At 43.0% G+C, this 19,672-nt stretch carries 15 protein-coding genes and 1 tRNA gene; 9 read left to right on the top strand and 7 right to left on the bottom strand.

Annotated elements, in window-relative coordinates; all coding sequences use genetic code 11:
• Window positions 1-87 precede the first annotated feature (87 nt).
• On the top strand, window positions 88-336 hold the full coding sequence (locus GKS34_RS12500; protein WP_163385165.1) for a Dps family protein: 249 nt from the start codon (window positions 88-90) through the stop codon (window positions 334-336).
• Here the strand turns inward: GKS34_RS12500 and GKS34_RS12495 are convergent.
• The 5 genes from GKS34_RS12495 to GKS34_RS12475 all read right to left on the bottom strand — a co-directional run bounded on the left by GKS34_RS12495 (window position 318) and on the right by GKS34_RS12475 (window position 7,847).
• Entirely contained in the window at window positions 318-1,805 is a 1,488-nt protein-coding gene (locus tag GKS34_RS12495; RefSeq protein ID WP_163385164.1) for a DUF1501 domain-containing protein, read from the bottom strand. The genes GKS34_RS12500 and GKS34_RS12495 overlap by 19 nt on opposite strands.
• 1 nt (window position 1,806) lies before the next feature.
• Window positions 1,807-5,013 (bottom strand): DUF1553 domain-containing protein, encoded by a 3,207-nt coding sequence (locus tag GKS34_RS12490; protein ID WP_163385163.1) that lies wholly within the window; start codon window positions 5,011-5,013, stop codon window positions 1,807-1,809.
• A 771-nt stretch (window positions 5,014-5,784) separates the two neighbouring features.
• Window positions 5,785-6,336, bottom strand: a complete 552-nt coding sequence (locus GKS34_RS12485) for an EF-hand domain-containing protein (RefSeq protein WP_163385162.1) — start codon at window positions 6,334-6,336, stop codon at window positions 5,785-5,787.
• A 736-nt stretch (window positions 6,337-7,072) separates the two neighbouring features.
• Window positions 7,073-7,573 (bottom strand): pyridoxamine 5'-phosphate oxidase family protein, encoded by a 501-nt coding sequence (locus GKS34_RS12480; RefSeq protein WP_163385161.1) that lies wholly within the window; start codon window positions 7,571-7,573, stop codon window positions 7,073-7,075.
• Window positions 7,574-7,774: 201 nt separating this feature from the next.
• Window positions 7,775-7,847, bottom strand: a tRNA-Lys gene (locus tag GKS34_RS12475).
• Between the two features lie 110 nt (window positions 7,848-7,957).
• Here GKS34_RS12475 and GKS34_RS12470 point away from each other — a divergent pair.
• On the top strand, window positions 7,958-8,683 hold the full coding sequence (locus tag GKS34_RS12470; RefSeq protein WP_163385160.1) for an SH3 domain-containing protein: 726 nt from the start codon (window positions 7,958-7,960) through the stop codon (window positions 8,681-8,683).
• Here GKS34_RS12470 and GKS34_RS12465 read toward each other — a convergent pair.
• Both GKS34_RS12465 and GKS34_RS12460 read right to left on the bottom strand, forming a co-directional pair.
• The gene (locus GKS34_RS12465; RefSeq protein WP_163385159.1) at window positions 8,672-9,298 is read right to left on the bottom strand and encodes an LON peptidase substrate-binding domain-containing protein; all 627 of its coding nucleotides are present in this window, start codon (window positions 9,296-9,298) and stop codon (window positions 8,672-8,674) included. The two genes, GKS34_RS12470 and GKS34_RS12465, sit on opposite strands and share 12 nt — an antisense overlap.
• Before the next feature lie 122 nt (window positions 9,299-9,420).
• Entirely contained in the window at window positions 9,421-10,125 is a 705-nt protein-coding gene (locus GKS34_RS12460; RefSeq protein ID WP_163385158.1) for a hypothetical protein, read from the bottom strand.
• Between the two features lie 527 nt (window positions 10,126-10,652).
• Between GKS34_RS12460 and GKS34_RS12455 the strand changes: the two genes are divergently transcribed.
• The 7 genes from GKS34_RS12455 to GKS34_RS12425 all read left to right on the top strand — a co-directional run bounded on the left by GKS34_RS12455 (window position 10,653) and on the right by GKS34_RS12425 (window position 19,668).
• Window positions 10,653-11,519 carry a formate/nitrite transporter family protein gene (locus tag GKS34_RS12455; RefSeq protein WP_163385157.1) on the top strand — a complete coding sequence of 289 codons (867 nt, stop codon included), beginning with the start codon at window positions 10,653-10,655 and terminating at the stop codon, window positions 11,517-11,519.
• A gap of 466 nt (window positions 11,520-11,985) precedes the next feature.
• Window positions 11,986-12,399 (top strand): hypothetical protein, encoded by a 414-nt coding sequence (locus GKS34_RS12450; protein ID WP_163385156.1) that lies wholly within the window; start codon window positions 11,986-11,988, stop codon window positions 12,397-12,399.
• Window positions 12,400-12,526: 127 nt separating this feature from the next.
• Window positions 12,527-13,012, top strand: a complete 486-nt coding sequence (locus tag GKS34_RS12445) for a hypothetical protein (protein ID WP_163385155.1) — start codon at window positions 12,527-12,529, stop codon at window positions 13,010-13,012.
• Between the two features lie 105 nt (window positions 13,013-13,117).
• Entirely contained in the window at window positions 13,118-15,634 is a 2,517-nt protein-coding gene (locus GKS34_RS12440; RefSeq protein ID WP_163385154.1) for a YbcC family protein, read from the top strand.
• Between the two features lie 8 nt (window positions 15,635-15,642).
• A complete protein-coding gene (locus GKS34_RS12435) occupies window positions 15,643-17,517 on the top strand; it encodes a proton-conducting transporter transmembrane domain-containing protein (protein WP_163385153.1) in 1,875 nt (624 codons plus the stop codon).
• Window positions 17,518-17,545: 28 nt separating this feature from the next.
• The gene (locus tag GKS34_RS12430) at window positions 17,546-19,138 is read left to right on the top strand and encodes a SulP family inorganic anion transporter (protein WP_163385152.1); all 1,593 of its coding nucleotides are present in this window, start codon (window positions 17,546-17,548) and stop codon (window positions 19,136-19,138) included.
• A 179-nt stretch (window positions 19,139-19,317) separates the two neighbouring features.
• On the top strand, window positions 19,318-19,668 hold the full coding sequence (locus tag GKS34_RS12425; RefSeq protein ID WP_163385151.1) for a hypothetical protein: 351 nt from the start codon (window positions 19,318-19,320) through the stop codon (window positions 19,666-19,668).
• Window positions 19,669-19,672: the final 4 nt, after the last annotated feature.

Below are 19,672 nucleotides of genomic sequence, written 5' to 3'. Positions count from 1 at the left end.
TCCATCTTTTTTCCGTAAACAGCGAGAAATTTAAACGAAAAAGGCCCGGACATTCAGCGCCCTGAAGAGTTGGCTCACTAGTTAAACATGTTATTAGCTAACTATCGCATCTTCTACCAAAATACCCGAGGCTATCACTGGAATATCAAAGGTGACAAGTTTTTCAAACTGTACCTAAAATTTGAAGAGTTTTACACCGACCTGCAGGTCAAGATCGATGATATAGCAGAACGGATTTTGACCCTAGGACATGCCCCACAGCATCGGTACTCCAAATACCAAGACTCCTCAGCCATTAAAGTAAGCCAGGAAGTAAATCAGGCAAATAAATCGTGAATCACATTACCGGCCACATCGGTAAGCCGGAAGCGTCTTCCCTGATGTTTAAAAATCAATTGCTCGTGGTCTACGCCGAACAGGTGCATGAGACTGGCATGAAAGTCATGCACATGCACCGGATCCTGAACCACGTTGTAGCCAAAATCATCGGTAACCCCGTATGAAAATCCAGGTTTCACCCCTGCCCCTGCCATCCACATAGTAAAACACCGGGGGTGGTGATCCCTGCCGTAATTATCCTCGGTAAGCGTACCCTGACTATATACCGTCCTACCAAACTCTCCACCCCAGACCACCAAGGTATCTTCCAGCAGTCCCCTTTGCTTTAAATCTTTGATCAATGCAGCCGTAGCCTGATCGGTCTTTGCGCACTGATTGCGTATCCCTCCCGGCAAATTTCCGTGCTGATCCCAACCCTGATGGTACAGTTGTACAAATCGTACGTCCTTTTCAATAAGCTTTCGGGCGAGCAGGCAGTTGGCCGCGTAGGTGCCTGGATCTCGACTTTCTTCTCCATATAGGTCAAAAACCCAATCCGGTTCGTCCGAAAGGTCGCTGACTTCCGGCACGGAAGTTTGCATGCGAAATGCCATCTCGTATTGGGCTATGCGTGCATTGATCTCGGGGTCTCCGTAGGTATCGTACTGCAAGCCATTGAGTTCTTTCAGGTAATCCAGCATTTCTTTCCGATCCTCTCCCTCATAATTTTCCGGATTCCCCAGGTATAGCACGGGATCTTTTCCGGAACGAAATTGCACGCCCTGATGCTGGGAAGGTAAGAAGCCGTTGCCCCAAAGCCGGGCATAGAGGGGTTGGTCCCGGACGGCGTTTTTGGACACAAGCACTACAAATCCCGGTAGGTTTTGGTTTTCGGAACCCAGTCCATAGGACATCCAGGCCCCCATGGAAGGCCGGCCGGGCAATTGATGTCCGGACTGCATAAAGGTGATCGCCGGATCGTGATTGATCTGCTCAGTGATCATGGATTTGATAAAGCAGAGTTCATCCACCACTTCTGCTGTATAGGGCATGAGATCGCTTACCCAGGCCCTGCTTTTTCCATATTGTTTGAATTCAAAGGCAGATTGTGCCACAGGAAAAATACTCTGGTTGGCACTCATTCCCGTCAGTCGCTGCTCACCTCGAATGGAGGCGGGCAGGTCCTGCCCCTGCATGCTCTGAAGCTTGGGTTTGTAATCGTAGAGATCCAGTTGGGAGGGACCTCCACTTTGGAACAGGTAAATAATTCGCTTGGCTTTTGGGGGGTGATGGGGAAGTCCGGGAAGACCTCCTGCCGGAGACATGCCTTTCGCCATCAATCCTTCCTGGGAAAAAAGAGAACCCAATGCCAATGCGCCCATTCCCATAGCGGTTTTAGAAAGAAAATGCCTTCGGTCGATTTTCTTTTCCAATTCGTGTAGTTCCGGTATATCCGAAAAGCGGTATTTTTTTGAGTGATTACACATACTATCTTTTGGTAATGGTCGCATCGGCGTTTAAGATGGCACTGGCAACTACGGTATTGGCTGCCCAGGGCAAGGCCTCCGGCTTTTCCTGAACAGGATAAGATCCGGTTGAAAGCCATCCTTTCATTTTCTCCGGGTTATTGGAGAAGGTGGCCATTTCCTGCTTTCTCAAAGCTAGCAACACGTTGACTTCTTCTTCTGACGGAAACCTTCCAGTGAGTTTTCTAAAGGCCTCCTGAATCCCCTGCTCCGGATCGGGATGCCTTGATATCCGCGCTCCCATCACTTTTGCGATTTCCACGTAAATGGGGTCATTCATCAATACCAGCGCCTGTAGCGGGGTATTGGTTTCTTGCCTCCTGATGGTGGATTCCGATCTCTCCGGTGAATCAAATATATGGAGGGTGGGATGCGGAACCGAGCGTTTCCACAAGGTATAAAGGCTGCGTCGGAATAGGTTTTCTCCCGTATCCTCTGTGTATTGGCCTCCATTCACCGACCACAATCCATCTGGCTGATAAGGCTTGACGCTGGGGCCACCGATACGCCTACCCAGCATGCCGCTGGCAAGCAGGGCATTGTCACGAATCATTTCTCCAGGCATACGACCCGATGGTCCACGAGCCAGCAAGGTGTTTTCCGGATCTTTTTCCTGCAATTCCCGGCTGCTTAGCGATGCTTGTTTATACGTTTCGGAGAGTAGGATCATTTTTTGTAATTCCTTTACATCCCAGCCTGATTCCCGAAAGGTCACCGCCAGCCAGTCCAATAATTCCGGATGGCTTGGCATTTCTCCCTGATTGCCAAAATCAGACGCTGTGGCTACCAGTCCCCTGCCAAAAAATTGCTGCCACAGCCGATTTACCGCCACCCGGGCAGTTAAAGGATGCCGCTCGTCCAGGAGCCACCTGGCCAGTCCCAGCCGGTTTTTTTCATAGGAATCTGCCATGGGTAATATCGCTTCCGGTGTCCCTGCCTGCACTTCCTCTCCATGCGCATGGTATTCGCCCCGTTCCAATATGTAGGTAGGCCGCTTGGGATCCATTTCATCCATGACCATGACTTCTTGGATGGGTTCTAACGTTTCCGAATGCTCCATTCGGGCAGCTGTCAATTTTTTTAGCTGACTTTGGTAGGCAGTAGAAAGGTTGCGCCAGTAAAACGTCTCCAACGCATCTCGTTCGTCCGAACCTAAATCTTCCGGAGATTTTTCAAGCATTGTTGCCAGGAGATCCGGTTGCAGCCACTGCAGGATTTCCACCGATGACAACTCCTTGTCAAATACCATCAACTCGTCAACCGCGGCTCCCTTCAGCCCCTTCCCTCTCCAAACGGCACCAAGTTGAATACCTGGCTGATTATCGCGCGCAAACAAAATGTCTTTGTATAAATTATCTTTGACCATTTTGCTGGCCATTCGTTTTCCATTCAGGTAGGTTTTTATTCCTGCGGCTTTGGAAGACCCGTCATAGGTCATCAATAGGTGTACCCATTCGCCTCTCGGAATACCCTCCAAAGTTAGGTTACTGATGACATTGTAGGGAGCCGTGTGGGCAAGAATCATTTCCAACTTATTATCTTTCAAGTATAAATGATAACCCCTTCGGTTGTATAGTACGGCACCGTCACCGGTATGAAAGATGGCTCCATCTTCCAGGTTTTCAGGAATAGTGACCCAAAGTCCCACACTAAAAGGTTGGTCCCTGGAAAAACTTCCTACTCCTCCCATTTTCAGCCAGGAGTCACCATTCAGGGAAGCTGCTTTTCCCTGATAGCCATCCACTAATGAGGGGTGTTTGCTTTCCTCTCCGATACTTTCCATAATGCCGGTAATAGACGGATTTACTTTGTCCCGCAGGGGAACTTTATCGAAATCGAAATGTGCAACCAACGAAGTAGCGGGGCGGTAAAAGCGCGTATCTTTATATCGGTGACTCCGTATCCAGGTCTCAAAAGCTGCTTTTTCAGCATTTTTGATGGAGGTCAGCGCTTCTTCCGCCTCAGTTATGTCCTTTTTCAGCATTTTCAATAGCGCGTCCTTTTCGCTGTCCGTCCAGAGCATGGTGGGCACGGGCATGGCGTTGTCCCAGGAGATTTGCCCGGCTTCATCCACCTGATTAAAAAAGCTACTCATTTGAAAGTATTCCTTTTGACTTACAGGATCGTATTTGTGATCATGGCACCGGGCACATTCCAAACTCAACGCCATAAAGGCTTTGCCTACTGTGTTAGTTCTATCTGCCACATATTCAACTCTAAACTCTTCCTGTACAATACCCCCCTCCATGTTTTGGGGATGAATGCGGTTAAATGCTGTGGCCAGCAGTTGTTTTTTAGATGGGTTGGGCAGTAGGTCTCCGGCAAGTTGCTCGGTGATGAATTGATCATATCCCATGTTTTGATTGTATGCTTCAATGACCCAGTCCCTCCAGGGAGACATATCGCGGTACCGATCCACAGTATAGCCGTGGGTATCCGCAAAGCGGGCCAGGTCCATCCAGTGCATGGCCATTTGTTCCCCGTAATGCGGCGAGGCCAGTAATCGATCTACTTGTTTGGCGTAGGCATCTTCGGATTCGTCGGCTAAAAAGGCATCCAATTCCTCCAATGTTGGAGGCAGACCGGTAAGGTCCAGGCTAAGTCTTCGAAGAAGTAGTTCTTTCGAAGCCCTCGGACTGGGCTCCAACTCATTTTCTTCCAGTTTTTGGCCTACAAAAAGGTCAATCGGCTGTTCAGACCAACCTTTGAATTTACCTGCCGGCAAATCCGCCTTTTCCGGAGGGATAAAAGCCCAGTGCTTTTTGTATTCAGCACCGGAGGCAATCCATGCGATCAGAATGGCCTTTTGCCGGTCTGTAAGGCTAAGGTGAGAGTCGGGTGTGGGCATTTGGTATTCCGCATCGGTAGAAAGTATGCGCTGCACCAATTCACTTTTTCCGGGTTTGCCGGGCTTGATCGGTATCTGCCCGCTTTCTTCGGAAACCGCAAAAGCCGCTTCTTCCAGATCCAGTCGAAGGCCTGCCTGACGGGCTGCTTCATCCGGGCCATGGCAGGAGAAGCAATTATCCGAGAGAATGGGTTTTACATGGATATTGAAATCCAGTTGCTCTGGCAGCTCATCCATGGCCAATTCTACGCCTTCCGGAAGGTCCGGAGCGCAGCTGAACGTCAGCAGAAGAATGAAGGCGAAGAGGTAACGAAGGAACATTAGTATTCTATGGATTAATTATTTTACAAAGATAAAATTAACTGATTTTTTACCCAAATAACCAATTTTTATCAAATAATACTCCCATTAGTAAAACCTTTTGCTATATGGAAAGAAGTGATCAGGAGCAGAACAGCTTCTTTTACCAATTCGCGTTTTTTTTCTGCAAGCCCTCTACGCTTCCCGGCATCTGATTGTTAAAAGAATCCCCTCTCGGCGGCTAACTTCTGATGGATTAAACTTCTACCTATTCATACCAAATACAATACGTTTTGATCCTCCCGCAATGAAAAAACCCAGGTTTCTAACCCATAGGTCTTCAAATGTTATCCTGAGCATTACTGATGCTAGTCAATACCAAATTTTTGATTTTCTACTAAATCGGGCGTACTGGATTCCTCCTGGTTGGACGTTGGTATCTCAAAAATCTAAACGAGTTTATTGTTTGTAGAATCTCAGTGTTCCCCTTTGTTAATTTCAGCCTTAAGCGTGGCCACGTGGGTGTTATACTTTCTGATTTCGTCAAAAACCTTCTGATTTTTTCAGAATGGATAATTAAATTTCAAATTCTCTCTTGCATTGGAAACCGGTGCTCCTGGATAGTAGTCGGGAATTACGAGCCCCCATTGTGAAACTTTCACAGCCAGATGTACGGCATATGAATACCGCAAAAAAATAACCCAGTCCTCCATCGGACTGGGTTATCGGATAATAATTTCAATAAAAATACTTACTGTTTCTAATTAAACAAAACTAAACAAGCAATTTGGCTTAGATATCCTTATAGAAACCATCAAAGTTGTAGAATTCGCTTCTACTCATCAAACCGGTATCATTTAAGTCCCAGTTTTCAAACACGTTTTCGGCCAATTCTTCCTGACTCAAATAGGTATCTTTATCGATATCCCAGGTAACGTAATAATCGGTATCGTACAACCCGTCATAGTATTCGGTATATTCGATATACCCATCACCGTCTACGTCGTAGGCTTCAAACGAATCATAACCGTCCTTCAGGTAATCACCATAATAATAATCATATCCATAGGTCCACTCTTCCTCTGTCAGAAGATCATCGTCATCCGTATCAATAAGAGCGTAATTAAAAGTATAAAAGTCTTCATCATCGAGATACGAGTTGTCCACGTTGTTCCAATCGTCCCAATAGTTTGCAGTAAATACAGTTCTGAACTCTTCTTTTTCAATCCAGCCATCATCGTCTTTGTCAAAATCCGAAAAATTCAAGTTCTGAGCAAAAAGACTGGTGGAAAACATCATTAATATAATAAATCCAAATTGCTTTTTTATATTGTACCGTTTCATAAGTAACTCATTTTAATAGTTCAACATCGATTCCATGTAGTAAAGAAGCAAATGATATGCCAGCCAACTAAAAAAATCCCCCAAACAAAATTTCTACGTACTAAACCCCAACAAAAAGGAGATTTTTTACTCATTAGACGATTTTATAGCACATTAAAAATGAATTTGCGTGCTTTTTATATCGACCAACATTGCTAAATTAGAAAGCGGTTTACCATTAGTAGATTGAAAGCAAGGGGTCATTATTTTGCTTTTTGTCGCCGATCGAGTATGGATTTCAACCGTTGTTTGGAATATATAATACTGTTTTTTGAATCACAGCCTCAACCGTATTCCATTTTGGTTAAATTCCCCACCGAATCGACGACCTCAAGTTAAAAATTCATAATTTTATACTACAATTAGTCGTAATGAGGTTAGGTGGAACTGATATGCTAACGATAATAACACGGAATGGGAGGTCGTATTACCTTTTCCCGTCGGAGGTGTATAGGAAGCTGCAAACTGAAAAATTTTAAACTCTTTAATAGATCAAACAATTTTAATTAGTGTTTTTACTTGACGGCTCTTTGCAAAATTTTACTCCATCTGAAAGTCGTTTAATCTCGGTAGTTGAACTCCTGAAATTCAGGTATTTTACATATTCACAGATATGCGATCACATCTTCCGATAATAAAAAAACCTCAAGAATCATTTCCTGAGGTTTTCTAGGGTATTAATTAAGAATAGCTACCGTTAATCAGTACCGAACTTTTCATTTTCCCCTAATTTTGGCGTAGAAGATTCCTTTATGTTGGATTTAGCGAGCTCAAAAATTTGAACTAGCTTATTATTTGTAGAATCCCAGTGTTCGCCTTTGTTAATTTTTACCTTAAGCATGGCCAGCTCAGGGTCATCCTTTCCGTTTTCAAACCAGGCTGCCACCCATGGATTCCAATATTTATCGATTAATTCCCGGTCTTCCGTAACCATGGCCTTACCTGTTAAGGATACATACACATTGTCTTTCGGATTAGTAAAGGTCAGGCAGGTATCTGTGTCTTGCTTAATTTCAAAAGCCTTGGCAGCACTTTTAGAGGTGTAAAAGAACAAGGTGCCATCGTAAGCGTCCTGAACAAGGCTCATCGGGCGGGCCCTCATACTTTCGCCGTCTTTTGTTGATTTGGTGACAAGCATGCCCACCTTAATATCTTTGATTAGGTTCCAAATTAACTTCTTGTGTTCTGGACTTGACATATTTCTTAATTTTATAGAATTTAACTAAGTAAACGAAAAGCCTGATTTATTCTTTTAAGAATAAATAGCCTGGCTTCTCTAACTAAACAAGTTACAAATCCCATTCCAAAAAAAGACTTTCACATGCCGATACATTGCTCGCCCCATAGGCGCGGAATAAAAAAAAACCCTGCTCCGAAAAACAGGGTTTATAAATTAATGTGATCCCGCTGGGGCTCGAACCCAGGACCCATACATTAAAAGTGTATTGCTCTACCAGCTGAGCTACGGAATCAAAATCTGGTAATTGCCTGTATTCTACTACAGGATTATTTCAAAAGAAAACTTGGTTTTGCGTACTAGTTTTCCGTAATTGGACTGCAAATTTAAAGCACTGAATTGATAATGCCAAATCTTAAATGGATCTTTATTGTTTTTTTATCAGCTATTTCCTTGCTGAATCCCCATCTGGCTGATTGTCAGGCAAACAACCTTGCCTCGCTTCAAAAAGCAGATAGCCTTTTTTCTCAAAAGAAATACAAGGAGGCTTTGAAAATATACGAGGATATCCTTTATGAGGAAAACACCTACTCACCGGCCATGCTATTAAAAATGAGTTTTATCTCCGAAGGAATGGGGGAATTTGGGCAAGCTTCCCTGTTTTTGTCCAGGTATTACGAGCATAATCCCAATCCCGAAGTTATAGATAAAATCAAGTCCCTCACAAATCAGAGCCGTCTGGAGGGCTACGAGCTTTCTGATCAGGACCGCTTTCTGTCGGTACTTGTGGAATACAAAATGGAGATTACCGCCTTTTTTGCCTTATTACTTGTCGTTTGCCTTATCATGGCCTTTATACTTCCCGGCAAAAGGTCCGTTTTTGTGCTTCCCGCATCCGTTTTCCTGATCCTGGCCTTTGTCAGCAACAATTTTATCCATACATCGGAAACCGCTATTGTCACCGGAAGTCCCGTCTTGATCATGGACAGCCCTTCGGCTGCGGGGAATTTGGTTCGGCGTGTTGAGGCGGGTCATAGGGTAACGATTTCTTCTAGCCAGGATATCTGGTACAAGATCACCTGGGAGAATCGCGAAGCCTACATTAAAAAGTCGGATGTATCAAAAATTTAAGGGATCAAGGTATTTGAAATGACCGTTCATTTTGATCTTGTTCTTGGAAGCCTCAATTTCCTTCAAAACAGGGATGAGGTTCTGCAAATGATCCAGTAAAAAGTCCAGCCTTTCTTCCTCTGTGCTTAACTCCAACAACTGATACTCCTGACTCGGTTTCAGGGCTATTTTGTGGGCATAGGTAAAGGAGTTGATGGGTGTACTTTTCAAATCGACCGCATGGTGCATCCAATCAAAAAACGTTTCCAGCAATGTTTCGAAGGCTTTTAGTTTTTCAACCGGTGCCTGCCAGTCCAAGGGTAAGAATGCTACCTTTCCGCCAGCATATAACTTATCTTTTAGCGGATTTTGAAAATCAAGGATTTTAAAGGTTTTTACTCCCTTTGTCTTAATGTCCATCCTGCCATCATCGTATTCGTTACTGATCTCCACCAGTGATACCTCCGTTCCCACGGGCATTAACTTATCAAGGTAGGTACAAATGCCAAACGATTGACCGCTTTGTATACAATCCTGAATCAACTCCTTGTATCGGGGTTCAAATATATGGAGATTGAGATCCTCCTGGGGAAATGCTACTAACTTTAATGGGAAAAATGCCAATTCCTGCGTCATGCTCAAACGATTTAATCCATCCTACTCGGGTGTTTTTTCTCTTTAAAACTCCAAAGTAAGGCTTTGGTTTTATTTCTACAGGGATCATCGATACCATAACTCAGTTGCCTCAGCAGATCAGATCAATTTTCCTCTTGATTGCCTTCTGTATCGGTATCTACCATGGAAAGAATTTCTCCGGGAGAGAGGTAGAGTTTTTCGATCTTCTTTTTATAATCCAGGGGAATTTTTTCGTGGTTCAGGACAAAATTCTTGGTGGCAATAATTTTTTCACCCAGTCCAAAGGCTACTGCATAGCTATCCGCAGCAATTTCGGCTTCGGTTATAAAGGTATTGGATAAGTAATACCTGACTCCAAAACCTAGTAAATTTAACGCACTCCGGTCCAGGTAATCTTTGATATGGCCAAGCTCATGCCCTATCCAACCCAACAATACATCCCTCGGGAGGTCTTCTATAGGAATGGAGTCATCTTCCAGGACTAATTCACGACTGATTTTTATTCGATATCCCCTGGTTTTTTTTGAAGAAAAGAACAGGGAGGAAATCTTGGGCTGCGCCTGCATGACAGACCCGTGAATGGCCTTTTTAAATTGAAAATCAATTTCAGTTTCGAGAAGATCCGGAAAATAAGACAAGGCCTCCAAGGTCACCTCCCTAATTTCGTCGGGAATGGTTTTGTTTTCGGAGAAGCGTTCCAAATCTGATTCCACACCCACACTGGAGGTTGGCCGGGTTAACGTTTCTTTTTTGTTGGTTAGCTCCAGGGAATTGTAGATCAAAAGAAATTGTAATGAAATAAAGGTGTTAATTAATAAATACGTCATCTTTTCGGAGTGATTTCATCTCATATAATAAGCAAAATACCCATCCTTTCCAAAGATAGAAGTCGGAAAAAGGGGAAAGGGGTAAAAATGATTCGTTCCCTATCTGTCGTATCTTCCTTCCTGGCGCATTATTCGGAACTCAAAAATTACCAAGGATCGGGTATATTCCCTGCTTCAAGAGGATCTTGTAGTCGGTAATTGAACAGGAAGCAAAAACGGCAACAAGAAAGCTCCGCCCCTGAGCGTAGAAAGACCATTTTTGGCAGCATTATTGCCCATTATAGTTAGGAAAAAATCTCCTAATAATCCTTCCTATCACCTGTTTCCTTTATCATTAGTCAAACTCATGTTGGCATGATGGTCAAAGGAACTTTATTGAATTTGTAAAAAAAAAAGTGAATTTCTGAGAGCCTTTATATGGCTACTATTATTAGGGCCGAACCTAATTTCTAAAAGCCTCGAATACTTTCCACCAGATGAAGTGGTTGACATAGGGGGTAAAACCAATTGAAAGTACTGAAAAATATATGAAAACTGAAAATAAAGAACAAAAAGACCATCAACATGATCTGGAGAAAAAATCAAATGAGGTAGAAGGATCCAAAAAGTACACTGAAATCCTAAGCCAGATCATTCATGAGGGAGAGGAAATATTTAAAATAAAAAAAAGAGCGACCTTCCTAAGTGCCTGTATTGCGGGACTCGAAATAGGCTTTAGTTATTTATTAATCTGCATCTTATATTTTCTTTTGGGAGGTAAATTGGCAGAGAGCATCATATTTAAATTATTCGCTTTGGTTTATCCTTTAGGATTTATCATGGTGATTCTAGGCAAATCAGTGCTCTACACAGAGCAAACATCTCTTTTGGCATTGCCTGCTTTAAATGGCCAAAGAACCATCCTGGAATTATTAAGTATATGGGGAGTAGTCATTTTAGGAAATATCCTGGGTGGAATTCTATTTGTATTTATTATTGGAAGTATGGGGCCACAACTTGGTCTATTTGAGCAAGAAACGATGGTAAAAATAGGAACCCATATATTGGACCACAGTTACTTGGTTCTATTGTCCAGTGCCATTTTTGCGGGTTGGTTAATGGGGCTTTTAACCTGGTTATTGAACAGTACTACCGATGCCTTAACCCGTATATTTTTGATAGTAATGATAACGGGCACCATCGGTTTCGTAGGCTTTCATCACAGTATTGTCGGAAATATTGAAGTTTTTGGCGCGTTTTTACATGCCGCATCTATTTCACTTTCAGACTATATCCTGTTCCTTCTCATTACCTTATTCGGCAACGGCGTTGGCGGTGCCATTGTTGTTGCATTATTTAAATACCGGATATTTGAATCTAATTATGCTGCAAAAAATAAGCACAAAGAAAAATAAACTGAACAACCATTTATAAACCAGCAGGATAATCCGGATTTAATGTGCTATCGTCAAATTAAGTTTAGAAAGCACCCTGGTTTTGCCCTGAATTCTATTGTCGAAACGAAAATCCGTAGTACACAAAACGGAAATCGAAAAAATTGAAACCCGTAAAAAACAGCTACTTCTAAGCAGTTAGCTGCAATGTGGTGTAACCCTTCCTAACAATTGTCGCCAGCCTATCTCCCCGGCAATGGCCATTGAGGCAAAGACCTCGCCCAAAATCAAAGGGAGTAGCGGTATTTCATTGGTTTTACCAGAGATGTTAACTGGCAATAAATTAATAAAAGCCCTGTTTGGTTGTCGATTTTGGAGAAAAGACAATAGAAAAAGGAATTCCCCTTAAAAAAAGTTAAAAATTGCTACACATGAATAAAAAAAAAATTACATTTACGTCTTAATAATCCGTTAAAAATAAGCGTTTGTGAGGTCACCTAAACTAAATATCCGTTGCCATTCAACGTGGACCACTGGTCTATTTTTGGGCTTCGGTATGTTGGTTTATTTTTATTCGATTGGTGCGTTTAATACGTCTTTTTTTGATATCCCTTCCGATCCGGGTTATGGTGTAACCAAGATCAGTCAGGTGAATAGTGATCAGTTCCCATTTCAGGTTCCGGATAATGGCGACCCGCTATCCGGTGAAGAAGATCAACGGGAGAGTCCGGATGAAAAGGAGTGGGACGATACTGACAGACTGCTTGCTAACCAAGCCCTTTTTGTACAGGAAAATAAGCTTAGCTGGTTATTTTTCAAACAATTAGAGAGCGGCTTTTACAATAGGCGCAAAGTTTCACTTTTTGTATTGTACCACAGTTGGAAAACATTTCTTTCCTAACATTTTAAGCATTTTTTGCTACTATCCACCAAGTCGTGGATCCATTTTCCCGATCTGTCTTCGGGGAAAATCCTTCTAATAAATTCGACAATAATTGCTTATTTGGTAGTCCCTTTTGCATGTATTAATGCAACAACAGTCGGGACCTGCCGCTATCGCCATTATTGAACGTTACATTTGGCACGCCGGCATCATGATAAAAAAATCGACACGCTGCATTATTAAATCCACTTATTTATTATTGACCTTTCTGTTGATAATAATGGGTGTTTCAGCCAGCGTTTCATCCGTAGTTTCTCCAAACGAAACGGCCATTGCCTGCATGTCAGGTCGGAGTTTTTTTCCGAGCCGGGTACAGGAGGATCAGGCATCCCGGAAACAAAATCAAGTTCCTGAGAAATCCATCCCTGTTTCGGGAGAAGAAGATCAACGAGAAAACAGTAACGAAAAGGAATGGAGTGATTCGGAATATTTTTATGCCAATAATTATTCAGGACTAGCATTTATCCACCGTTCCGGGCTTTCAATGAGCCTACTCAATAAAGTGTTTTCCAACCGGAAAACCATTTCATTATATATTTTATACCATACCTGGAAGAGCTACCTAAGCTGATTTTTTCTACCTGCCCCCTGGATATCCAGGGAGGCCGTCTACGTACAAAAGCTCAATCCATACTGGATTGAAAAAAAATCTAACAAAAATATAAATCAAAAAAAGATGGAATTGAACACCATTGAATTTGATGAATCTAAGTCTTTGGAACGCCTGAAGCACTTTCTTCCTGGCCAGGCTTCCTTAAAAGACTTTGTTCACCACAATACCTTGCACGCCTTTCAGCACGATAGGTTTTATGCAGGGTTACAGCAAGCATCCCAAATTTTCGGCTATACCACCTATTTGTCGCTGGATGAATACAGAAGTTATTACGCTTCCAGGAAAATAATCCCGGAGGTTTTAGATCGGGTTATTTTAGCGTATTGTAAAAAATCAAACCCTAACGCGACAGCGCAGGATCCACTTTTTCACAATTGGAAAGAGAGAGTACTGAATCAGGAATATGATATTGAGGTACGAGGAGTGATAGGCAAAGGAAGAAAAATATGGAAAGACTCCTACGGGCTGAATATGAATAAGGTGGTTCATCCAACCTTGTTCCGGCTTCTCTCCGGATTTCTGGATCAAGGCATTTCGTTATGGACGTTTCCTAACAATGGCTTGCCGTTTCTTGAGGGAATAAAATCGCTTGAAGAAAATGGTCTGGTCAGCTTTTTCAAATCAAAACGATCCAGGCAATTGCTTATGGAGACGGATATCTCCATTGAAAAGCTTTTATCCTTGTTGATCGCAAATAAGGAATGGTATGATGACTATATTTTTGAACAACAGTTTGCTCACCCCGGCTGGTCTGGATTTGTGGCCGTTGTGGAAAAACAGCCATCCACGCTTTTAAGTCCGCGACAGGTGTCATTAAAGGAGTTGATTATCCTTGAATTATTGCTGGAAATAGATGCCATGGACCACAAATTCGGGCCTGATTGGAAACCCTGGTCCGAGATGGTTTCTACACCCCCCGAGCCCCTTTTTCAGAAAACTACTTATAGCGAAGTTCATGAGGTATTGCAACTGTGGCAGGAGGCATTTGAATGGAGTTATTTTGATGGTGTACTAAAAGGGATGCAAGGTGTAAATCCCCCTGTTACGCAACAAAAAAAGGTTAGCTTTCAGGGGCTTTTCTGCATTGATGACAGGGAATATTCGTTCCGAAGGCACCTTGAAAACGTCGCTACTGATTGTGATACGTATGGTACCCCAGGGTATTTTGGGGTTGAATTTTATTTTCAGCCCGAAGATGGAAAATTTCACACCAAAGCTTGCCCGGCTCCAGTGGATCCAGGGTTTTTGATCAAAGAAAAGGGCAGGAAAAATGGCTTTAAAAAGGATATCCATTATACCAAACATTCCCATTCGCTCTTTCGGGGATGGCTCATTTCGAACACATTTGGCTTTTGGTCAGCGCTTCGTCTTTTTGTCAATATTTTCAAACCCGGGATAAGTCCTGCTACCGCCTATTCATTTTCCCATATGGATAAACATGCCCAGCTGGGAATCGAATACCAGGGGAAAGAAGAGGCGGGGTTAAAAGTAGGTTTCGAAGTGGCGGAAATGGTGACAAGGGTAAGAAACGTTTTAAAAAGCATCGGTCTGACCGAAAATTTTGCACCCATTGTCTATATAGTGGGTCATGGAGGCAGTTCGGTAAACAACCCTTATTATGCCGGATATGATTGTGGTGCTTGTGCGGGTAGACCAGGGGCTGTAAACGCAAGGGTCTTTTCTTATATGGCCAATAAACCAGAGGTAAGGGAAAAGCTAAAGGAAGAGGGGATTACCATACCAGAGTCTACGATTTTTATTGGTGCCATGCACGACACGACAAGGGACGAAATAGAATTTTATGAAGAGGACATTTCTGACTCCCCCCAGGCATTGTTACACGAAGAAAACAAGCCGCTGTTTCATAAAGCCCTCAGCCTGAATGCAAAAGAGAGGTCCTTTCGGTTTGATACCGTAAACAGCCAGTGGGATCAGGAGAAAATACATCAGGAAGTAAAAAAGCGATCCGTTTCATTGTTTGAGCCTCGACCGGAGTGGAATCATACAGCCAATGCGCTGTGCATCGTGGGCAGAAAAGGACTGTATAAGCACCTTTACCTGGATAAAAGGCCCTTTATCAATTCCTATGATTGCAGCCAGGATCCGGATGGAAAATACCTCATGAACATTCTGAGTGCTGCCGTACCCGTTTGTGGAGGGATAAACCTCGAATACTATTTTTCCAGGGTAGATCAGCAAAAATTAGGAGCGGGCACCAAGTTGCCCCACAATGTCGTGGGCTTATTCGCAGTAGCGAATGGGATTGACGGTGACTTAAGACCTGGATTACCGAGTCAGATGGTGGAAATACACGATCCGGTACGGATACTTTTCATCATTGAGCACGATCCCGATGTGGTATTAAGAGTCATTCAGTCCAACCCCTCTGTTTACGAATGGATTGCCAATGAATGGGTTCTTCTTACTGTAAAAAATCCTGAAAACGGAATGATTTACCGGTTCCGCGAGGGCATTTTTGAACCCTATGTCTCTCTTGGAGGAGAATTGAAAAAAGTCAAAAACGAGATTGAAATCCAATCGGCGTTTTATAAAAATGACCCTGTTCTAATCACCAATTAAGATCCGCTATGGAAAATATAGTTCATTTATTTGTTATCGTTCCGGTAATCGGTTTTCTTCTTAGCCTAATCATTAGCGAATCCAGAGAAGCTCTTTTATCAAAAGTCGTTTTCTACACCATAGGCCTAAATTTAATCGTTTCGATGGGGTTTGTGATTTATTGGGTAGCAGATGGTGCTAAAAATTTCAATCTACACGATTGGACCGTGTATTCCGAGGGAAATTTCAACTTTTTCATTGATTTCTATTTCGATGAAATTGCTGCTGTTTACCTCCTGGTTGGCAATATCATCAGTTTTATGGTGTCGGTATACAGCCGGTATTACATGCATAAAGAGTCTGGTTACAAGCGCTTTTTCAACACCATTCTTTTTTTCTATATCGGTTACATCATAACCGTGCTCTCCGGAAATTTTGAAACCCTTTTTATTGGGTGGGAAATTTTGGGAATCTCTTCTTTTCTGCTGATAGCCTTTTACCGGTTACGGTACCTTCCGGTAAAAAATGCATTAAAGGTTTTTACCATTTACCGAATCGGTGACGTGGGAATCTTACTGGCCATGTGGATGAGTCATCATCTATGGCACGAGAACATCACCTTTTTCCAATTGAATAATTACGAATTGGTGAATGAGCACTTGACCTCCAAAAGTGAGATAGGGATATTTATTTCATTGATGTTATTGGTTGCAGCATTGGCCAAATCAGCGCAGCTCCCTTTTACTGCCTGGCTCCCCCGTGCCATGGAAGGCCCAACTCCTTCCAGTGCCATATTTTACGGTTCACTATCGGTGCATATCGGTGCCTTTTTATTGATGCGAACGTTCCCTTTCTGGGAACATCAAATACTGGTCCGCTGGCTAATCGGCGGTATGGGATTACTCACGGCGGTGATTACTACAATGATTGCACGAGTACAGCCAACTGTTAAGGGGCAGGTTGCGTACAGCTCTTCCGCTCAAATCGGTATCATCTTCATTGAAATTGCCGCCGGTTTTTACTGGATGGCGCTCATTCATTTTGTAGGCAATGCCTTTTTGAGGACCTATCAGTTATTGGTATCGCCTTCAGTAGTGACCTATCTGGTAAGGGAACAGTTTTACACCTATGAAGCCTCGGAAATAAGGGAAAATCCCCGGAAAAGGCTGAACCGTTTTAAATCGGCGATGTACCTGATGGCTGTAAAGGAATGGAATCTGGACACTTTCATTTTCAAAATCATTTTTAAACCATTAAAGCAACTCAGGTATTTTCTGGGATTTCTAAGCCTGAAAAGCATCATCGGGATCCTGCTTCCGCTGTACCTGGCGGGAGTATATGTGGCCTATTCCAAGGCAGGATTTCTTGCGGATTCCAAAGATTACCTGGCCGGTATCGCCGGACTGCTTGCGCTGATGATGGTGATGAAGGCTTACAATGAAAGAAGCAGCAGTCGCTTAGCCTGGCTACTCCTGGTTTTTGCTCATTTCTTTATTGATCTCGCCGTTACGTTTAACGATCACCTTGATTTAAAAGAAGCGGGAATTTACTTAAGCGGAGTTGCCTTGTCGGGCATTTTAGGTTATTGGATGCTGTACAGGGTCAGGGCGTTTGAAAAACACAGAATAGGCCTGAACAGCTTTCATGGCCTGGTCGATAAGCACCCGATCAGTGCCTTTGTTTTTCTGCTGGCTTGCCTGGGATTGACCGGTTTTCCCATTACCACTACCTTCTTTGGGGAGGACCTGATTCTGACCCACATAAAAGCGGATCAATACCTGTTGGCCACTTTGGTCTCCCTAACCTTTATTATTCTGGGTATAGCTGTCATCAGAATCTATACCCGGGTATTTCTGGGAAGCTTTACCAAAAATTATCAACACCCAACTGAATTAAGCATTTAACTGATTACAAACAAAAATTGACATCTAGATGAATAAAAATACGATTGTTTCTCCGAAGACCGGATTTCCCGGATTAAAACAAAATTGGAAGGTGGACATGCCTTCCGGATTTATGGTTTTTTTGCTGGCCCTTCCCCTAAGTCTTGGGATTGCAAAAGCCAGCGGATTCCCTGCTTCAATGGGCGTACTTACCGCGATGGTAGGCGGTTTATTCACCGTGTTTTTCAAGGTTTCCGAACTCACCATCAAAGGTCCTGCCGCGGGCTTGATTACGATTTGCTCCGGAGCGGTTTTAGAGTTTGGCGGGAGCGAACAAGGCTGGAAAATCGCCACGGCTGCCATCATGGTAGCGGCGGTTATTCAAATTGCCTTTGCCCTGTTAAAGTTAGGGTCACTGAGTGATTTCTTTCCTCACTCCGCCGTCCACGGTATGCTGGCCGCCATTGGTATCATTATCATCGCCAAACAGATTCCGGTTTTGCTGGGGGATGACCCGGCCATCTATAAAGGAGAAGGCCCGATTGAACTAATCCTTGACATACCTAATTTCATCACCCACGCCCATTGGCACATTGCCGTTGTGGGTATTTTGGGAGTGTTGATAATGTTTGGCCTTCCGATGATAGGGATAAAATTCCTTAAAAAAGTGCCCGCGCCGATGGTCGTCTTATTATTAGCTATCCCCTTGTCCGTGTTTTGGCATTTTAATGAGACCGAACCCGATTATTCGTTGGTTTCCATTGGAGATTTTTGGGGATCCCTGGGATTCAATTTTGATTTTTCCATGATCGCCACAGGTACTTTCTGGAAATACGTGTTTATGTTTCTTTTTGTCAACAGCCTGGAATCCCTGCTAACCGTAAAAGCAGTAGACAACCTGGATCCCTACAAAAGAACTTCCAGCTACAATGGTGATCTTATGGGTGTTGGATCTGGTAACTTTATTTCCGGTATGCTTGGGGGATTGCCCATGATCTCGGAGGTAGTAAGGAGTTCTGCCAATATCGGATTTGGTGCCAAAACCAAATGGTCCAATTTCTTCCATGGAGGGTTTCTGCTATTGGCCATGATATTCGTTATTCCGCTGATTGAGCTGATCCCCAATGCGGCTTTGGCTGCCATGTTGATTTTTGCCGGCTACCGGTTGGCTGCTCCCAGGGAGTTTCTTCATACCTATCACATAGGAAAAGAACAGCTGGTTATTTTCCTTACGACCATCATCGTTACCTTGGCTGAAGACCTTCTTATGGGTATTGCAGCCGGTATTCTGGTAAAATTTCTTATCCATATTTACAATGGTGCCTCATTGAAATCCCTGTTCAAAGTCAATTATGACCTGGATAAATCGGACCATTTTTACCACATAAAAGTGTACGACGCAGCGGTCTTCTCCAACCTGATCGGATATAAAAAATTAGTGACCTCTTTTCCTGAAAAATTTCAAATAAAAATTGATTTCAGCGCGGCCAAATTAGTGGATCATTCCTTTATGGCTTTTATCACCCACTTCAAAAACGAATACAATGACAAAGGAGGGGATTTTCAAATCATTGGATTTGACAATCACGATTCCCTTTCCGATCACCCACTTTCAACAAAAAAACTAACCCCATCAAATTAATTACCATGGATACTTTGAAATCGTACTGTGACCAAATCTATATTAAATCGCTCATTGTCTTCTGCAATGATTGTTTTACTACCAACGAGGTTATCGGAAATTCACGTTTCGTCGTAACAACAGCTTTTGCAAACCTTGTAAGTCCGAAAACCGGATTTGATAAAAACTGGTTCAAACGCATGGTAAAGGAACAAGGTATTGAGCAAATCATTATTGCCGGACATTGTGATTGTCATGTTATTCAATTCCTGTTTGATGATGAATCCAATAATCCACACTGGAACGAAGCACAGAGTCTATTGAACCAATTACAGATTTGGCTGGGCAGGTACTCGGAGATGAGTGAGGCGGACAAGCTTAAATTTATGGTTCATTACACTACCCTTCAGGTTCAAATCCTCCATGGCTATCTGGAAAAAGTCGGTCTTGACATTCTGGTAAAAGGAATCGTCATCGACGAAAACCATGAAAACGTGATCAGGGAGATTGATTTGGACTATTTTCCCAAGTTCATTAATTCGCTAAATTAATCTT

Origin of the sequence: Cyclobacterium jeungdonense, assembly GCF_010994275.1 — a bacterium.
GTDB lineage: Bacteria > Bacteroidota > Bacteroidia > Cytophagales > Cyclobacteriaceae > Cyclobacterium > Cyclobacterium jeungdonense.
The sequence above is the reverse complement of the archived record's forward strand: the minus strand, read 5'-3'. Positions and strand labels throughout refer to the sequence as shown.

Coding starts and splice junctions, on each gene's coding strand:
- GKS34_RS12435 (WP_163385153.1), top strand. CDS start 15,643: ATGGAAAATATAGTTCATTTATTTGTTATCGTTCCGGTAATCGGTTTT.
- GKS34_RS12480 (WP_163385161.1), bottom strand. CDS start 7,573: ATGTCAAGTCCAGAACACAAGAAGTTAATTTGGAACCTAATCAAAGAT.
- GKS34_RS12440 (WP_163385154.1), top strand. CDS start 13,118: ATGGAATTGAACACCATTGAATTTGATGAATCTAAGTCTTTGGAACGC.
- GKS34_RS12465 (WP_163385159.1), bottom strand. CDS start 9,298: ATGACGCAGGAATTGGCATTTTTCCCATTAAAGTTAGTAGCATTTCCC.
- GKS34_RS12445 (WP_163385155.1), top strand. CDS start 12,527: ATGCAACAACAGTCGGGACCTGCCGCTATCGCCATTATTGAACGTTAC.
- GKS34_RS12430 (WP_163385152.1), top strand. CDS start 17,546: ATGAATAAAAATACGATTGTTTCTCCGAAGACCGGATTTCCCGGATTA.
- GKS34_RS12500 (WP_163385165.1), top strand. CDS start 88: ATGTTATTAGCTAACTATCGCATCTTCTACCAAAATACCCGAGGCTAT.
- GKS34_RS12485 (WP_163385162.1), bottom strand. CDS start 6,336: ATGAAACGGTACAATATAAAAAAGCAATTTGGATTTATTATATTAATG.
- GKS34_RS12495 (WP_163385164.1), bottom strand. CDS start 1,805: ATGTGTAATCACTCAAAAAAATACCGCTTTTCGGATATACCGGAACTA.
- GKS34_RS12470 (WP_163385160.1), top strand. CDS start 7,958: ATGCCAAATCTTAAATGGATCTTTATTGTTTTTTTATCAGCTATTTCC.
- GKS34_RS12460 (WP_163385158.1), bottom strand. CDS start 10,125: ATGACGTATTTATTAATTAACACCTTTATTTCATTACAATTTCTTTTG.
- GKS34_RS12490 (WP_163385163.1), bottom strand. CDS start 5,013: ATGTTCCTTCGTTACCTCTTCGCCTTCATTCTTCTGCTGACGTTCAGC.
- GKS34_RS12425 (WP_163385151.1), top strand. CDS start 19,318: ATGGTAAAGGAACAAGGTATTGAGCAAATCATTATTGCCGGACATTGT.
- GKS34_RS12455 (WP_163385157.1), top strand. CDS start 10,653: ATGAAAACTGAAAATAAAGAACAAAAAGACCATCAACATGATCTGGAG.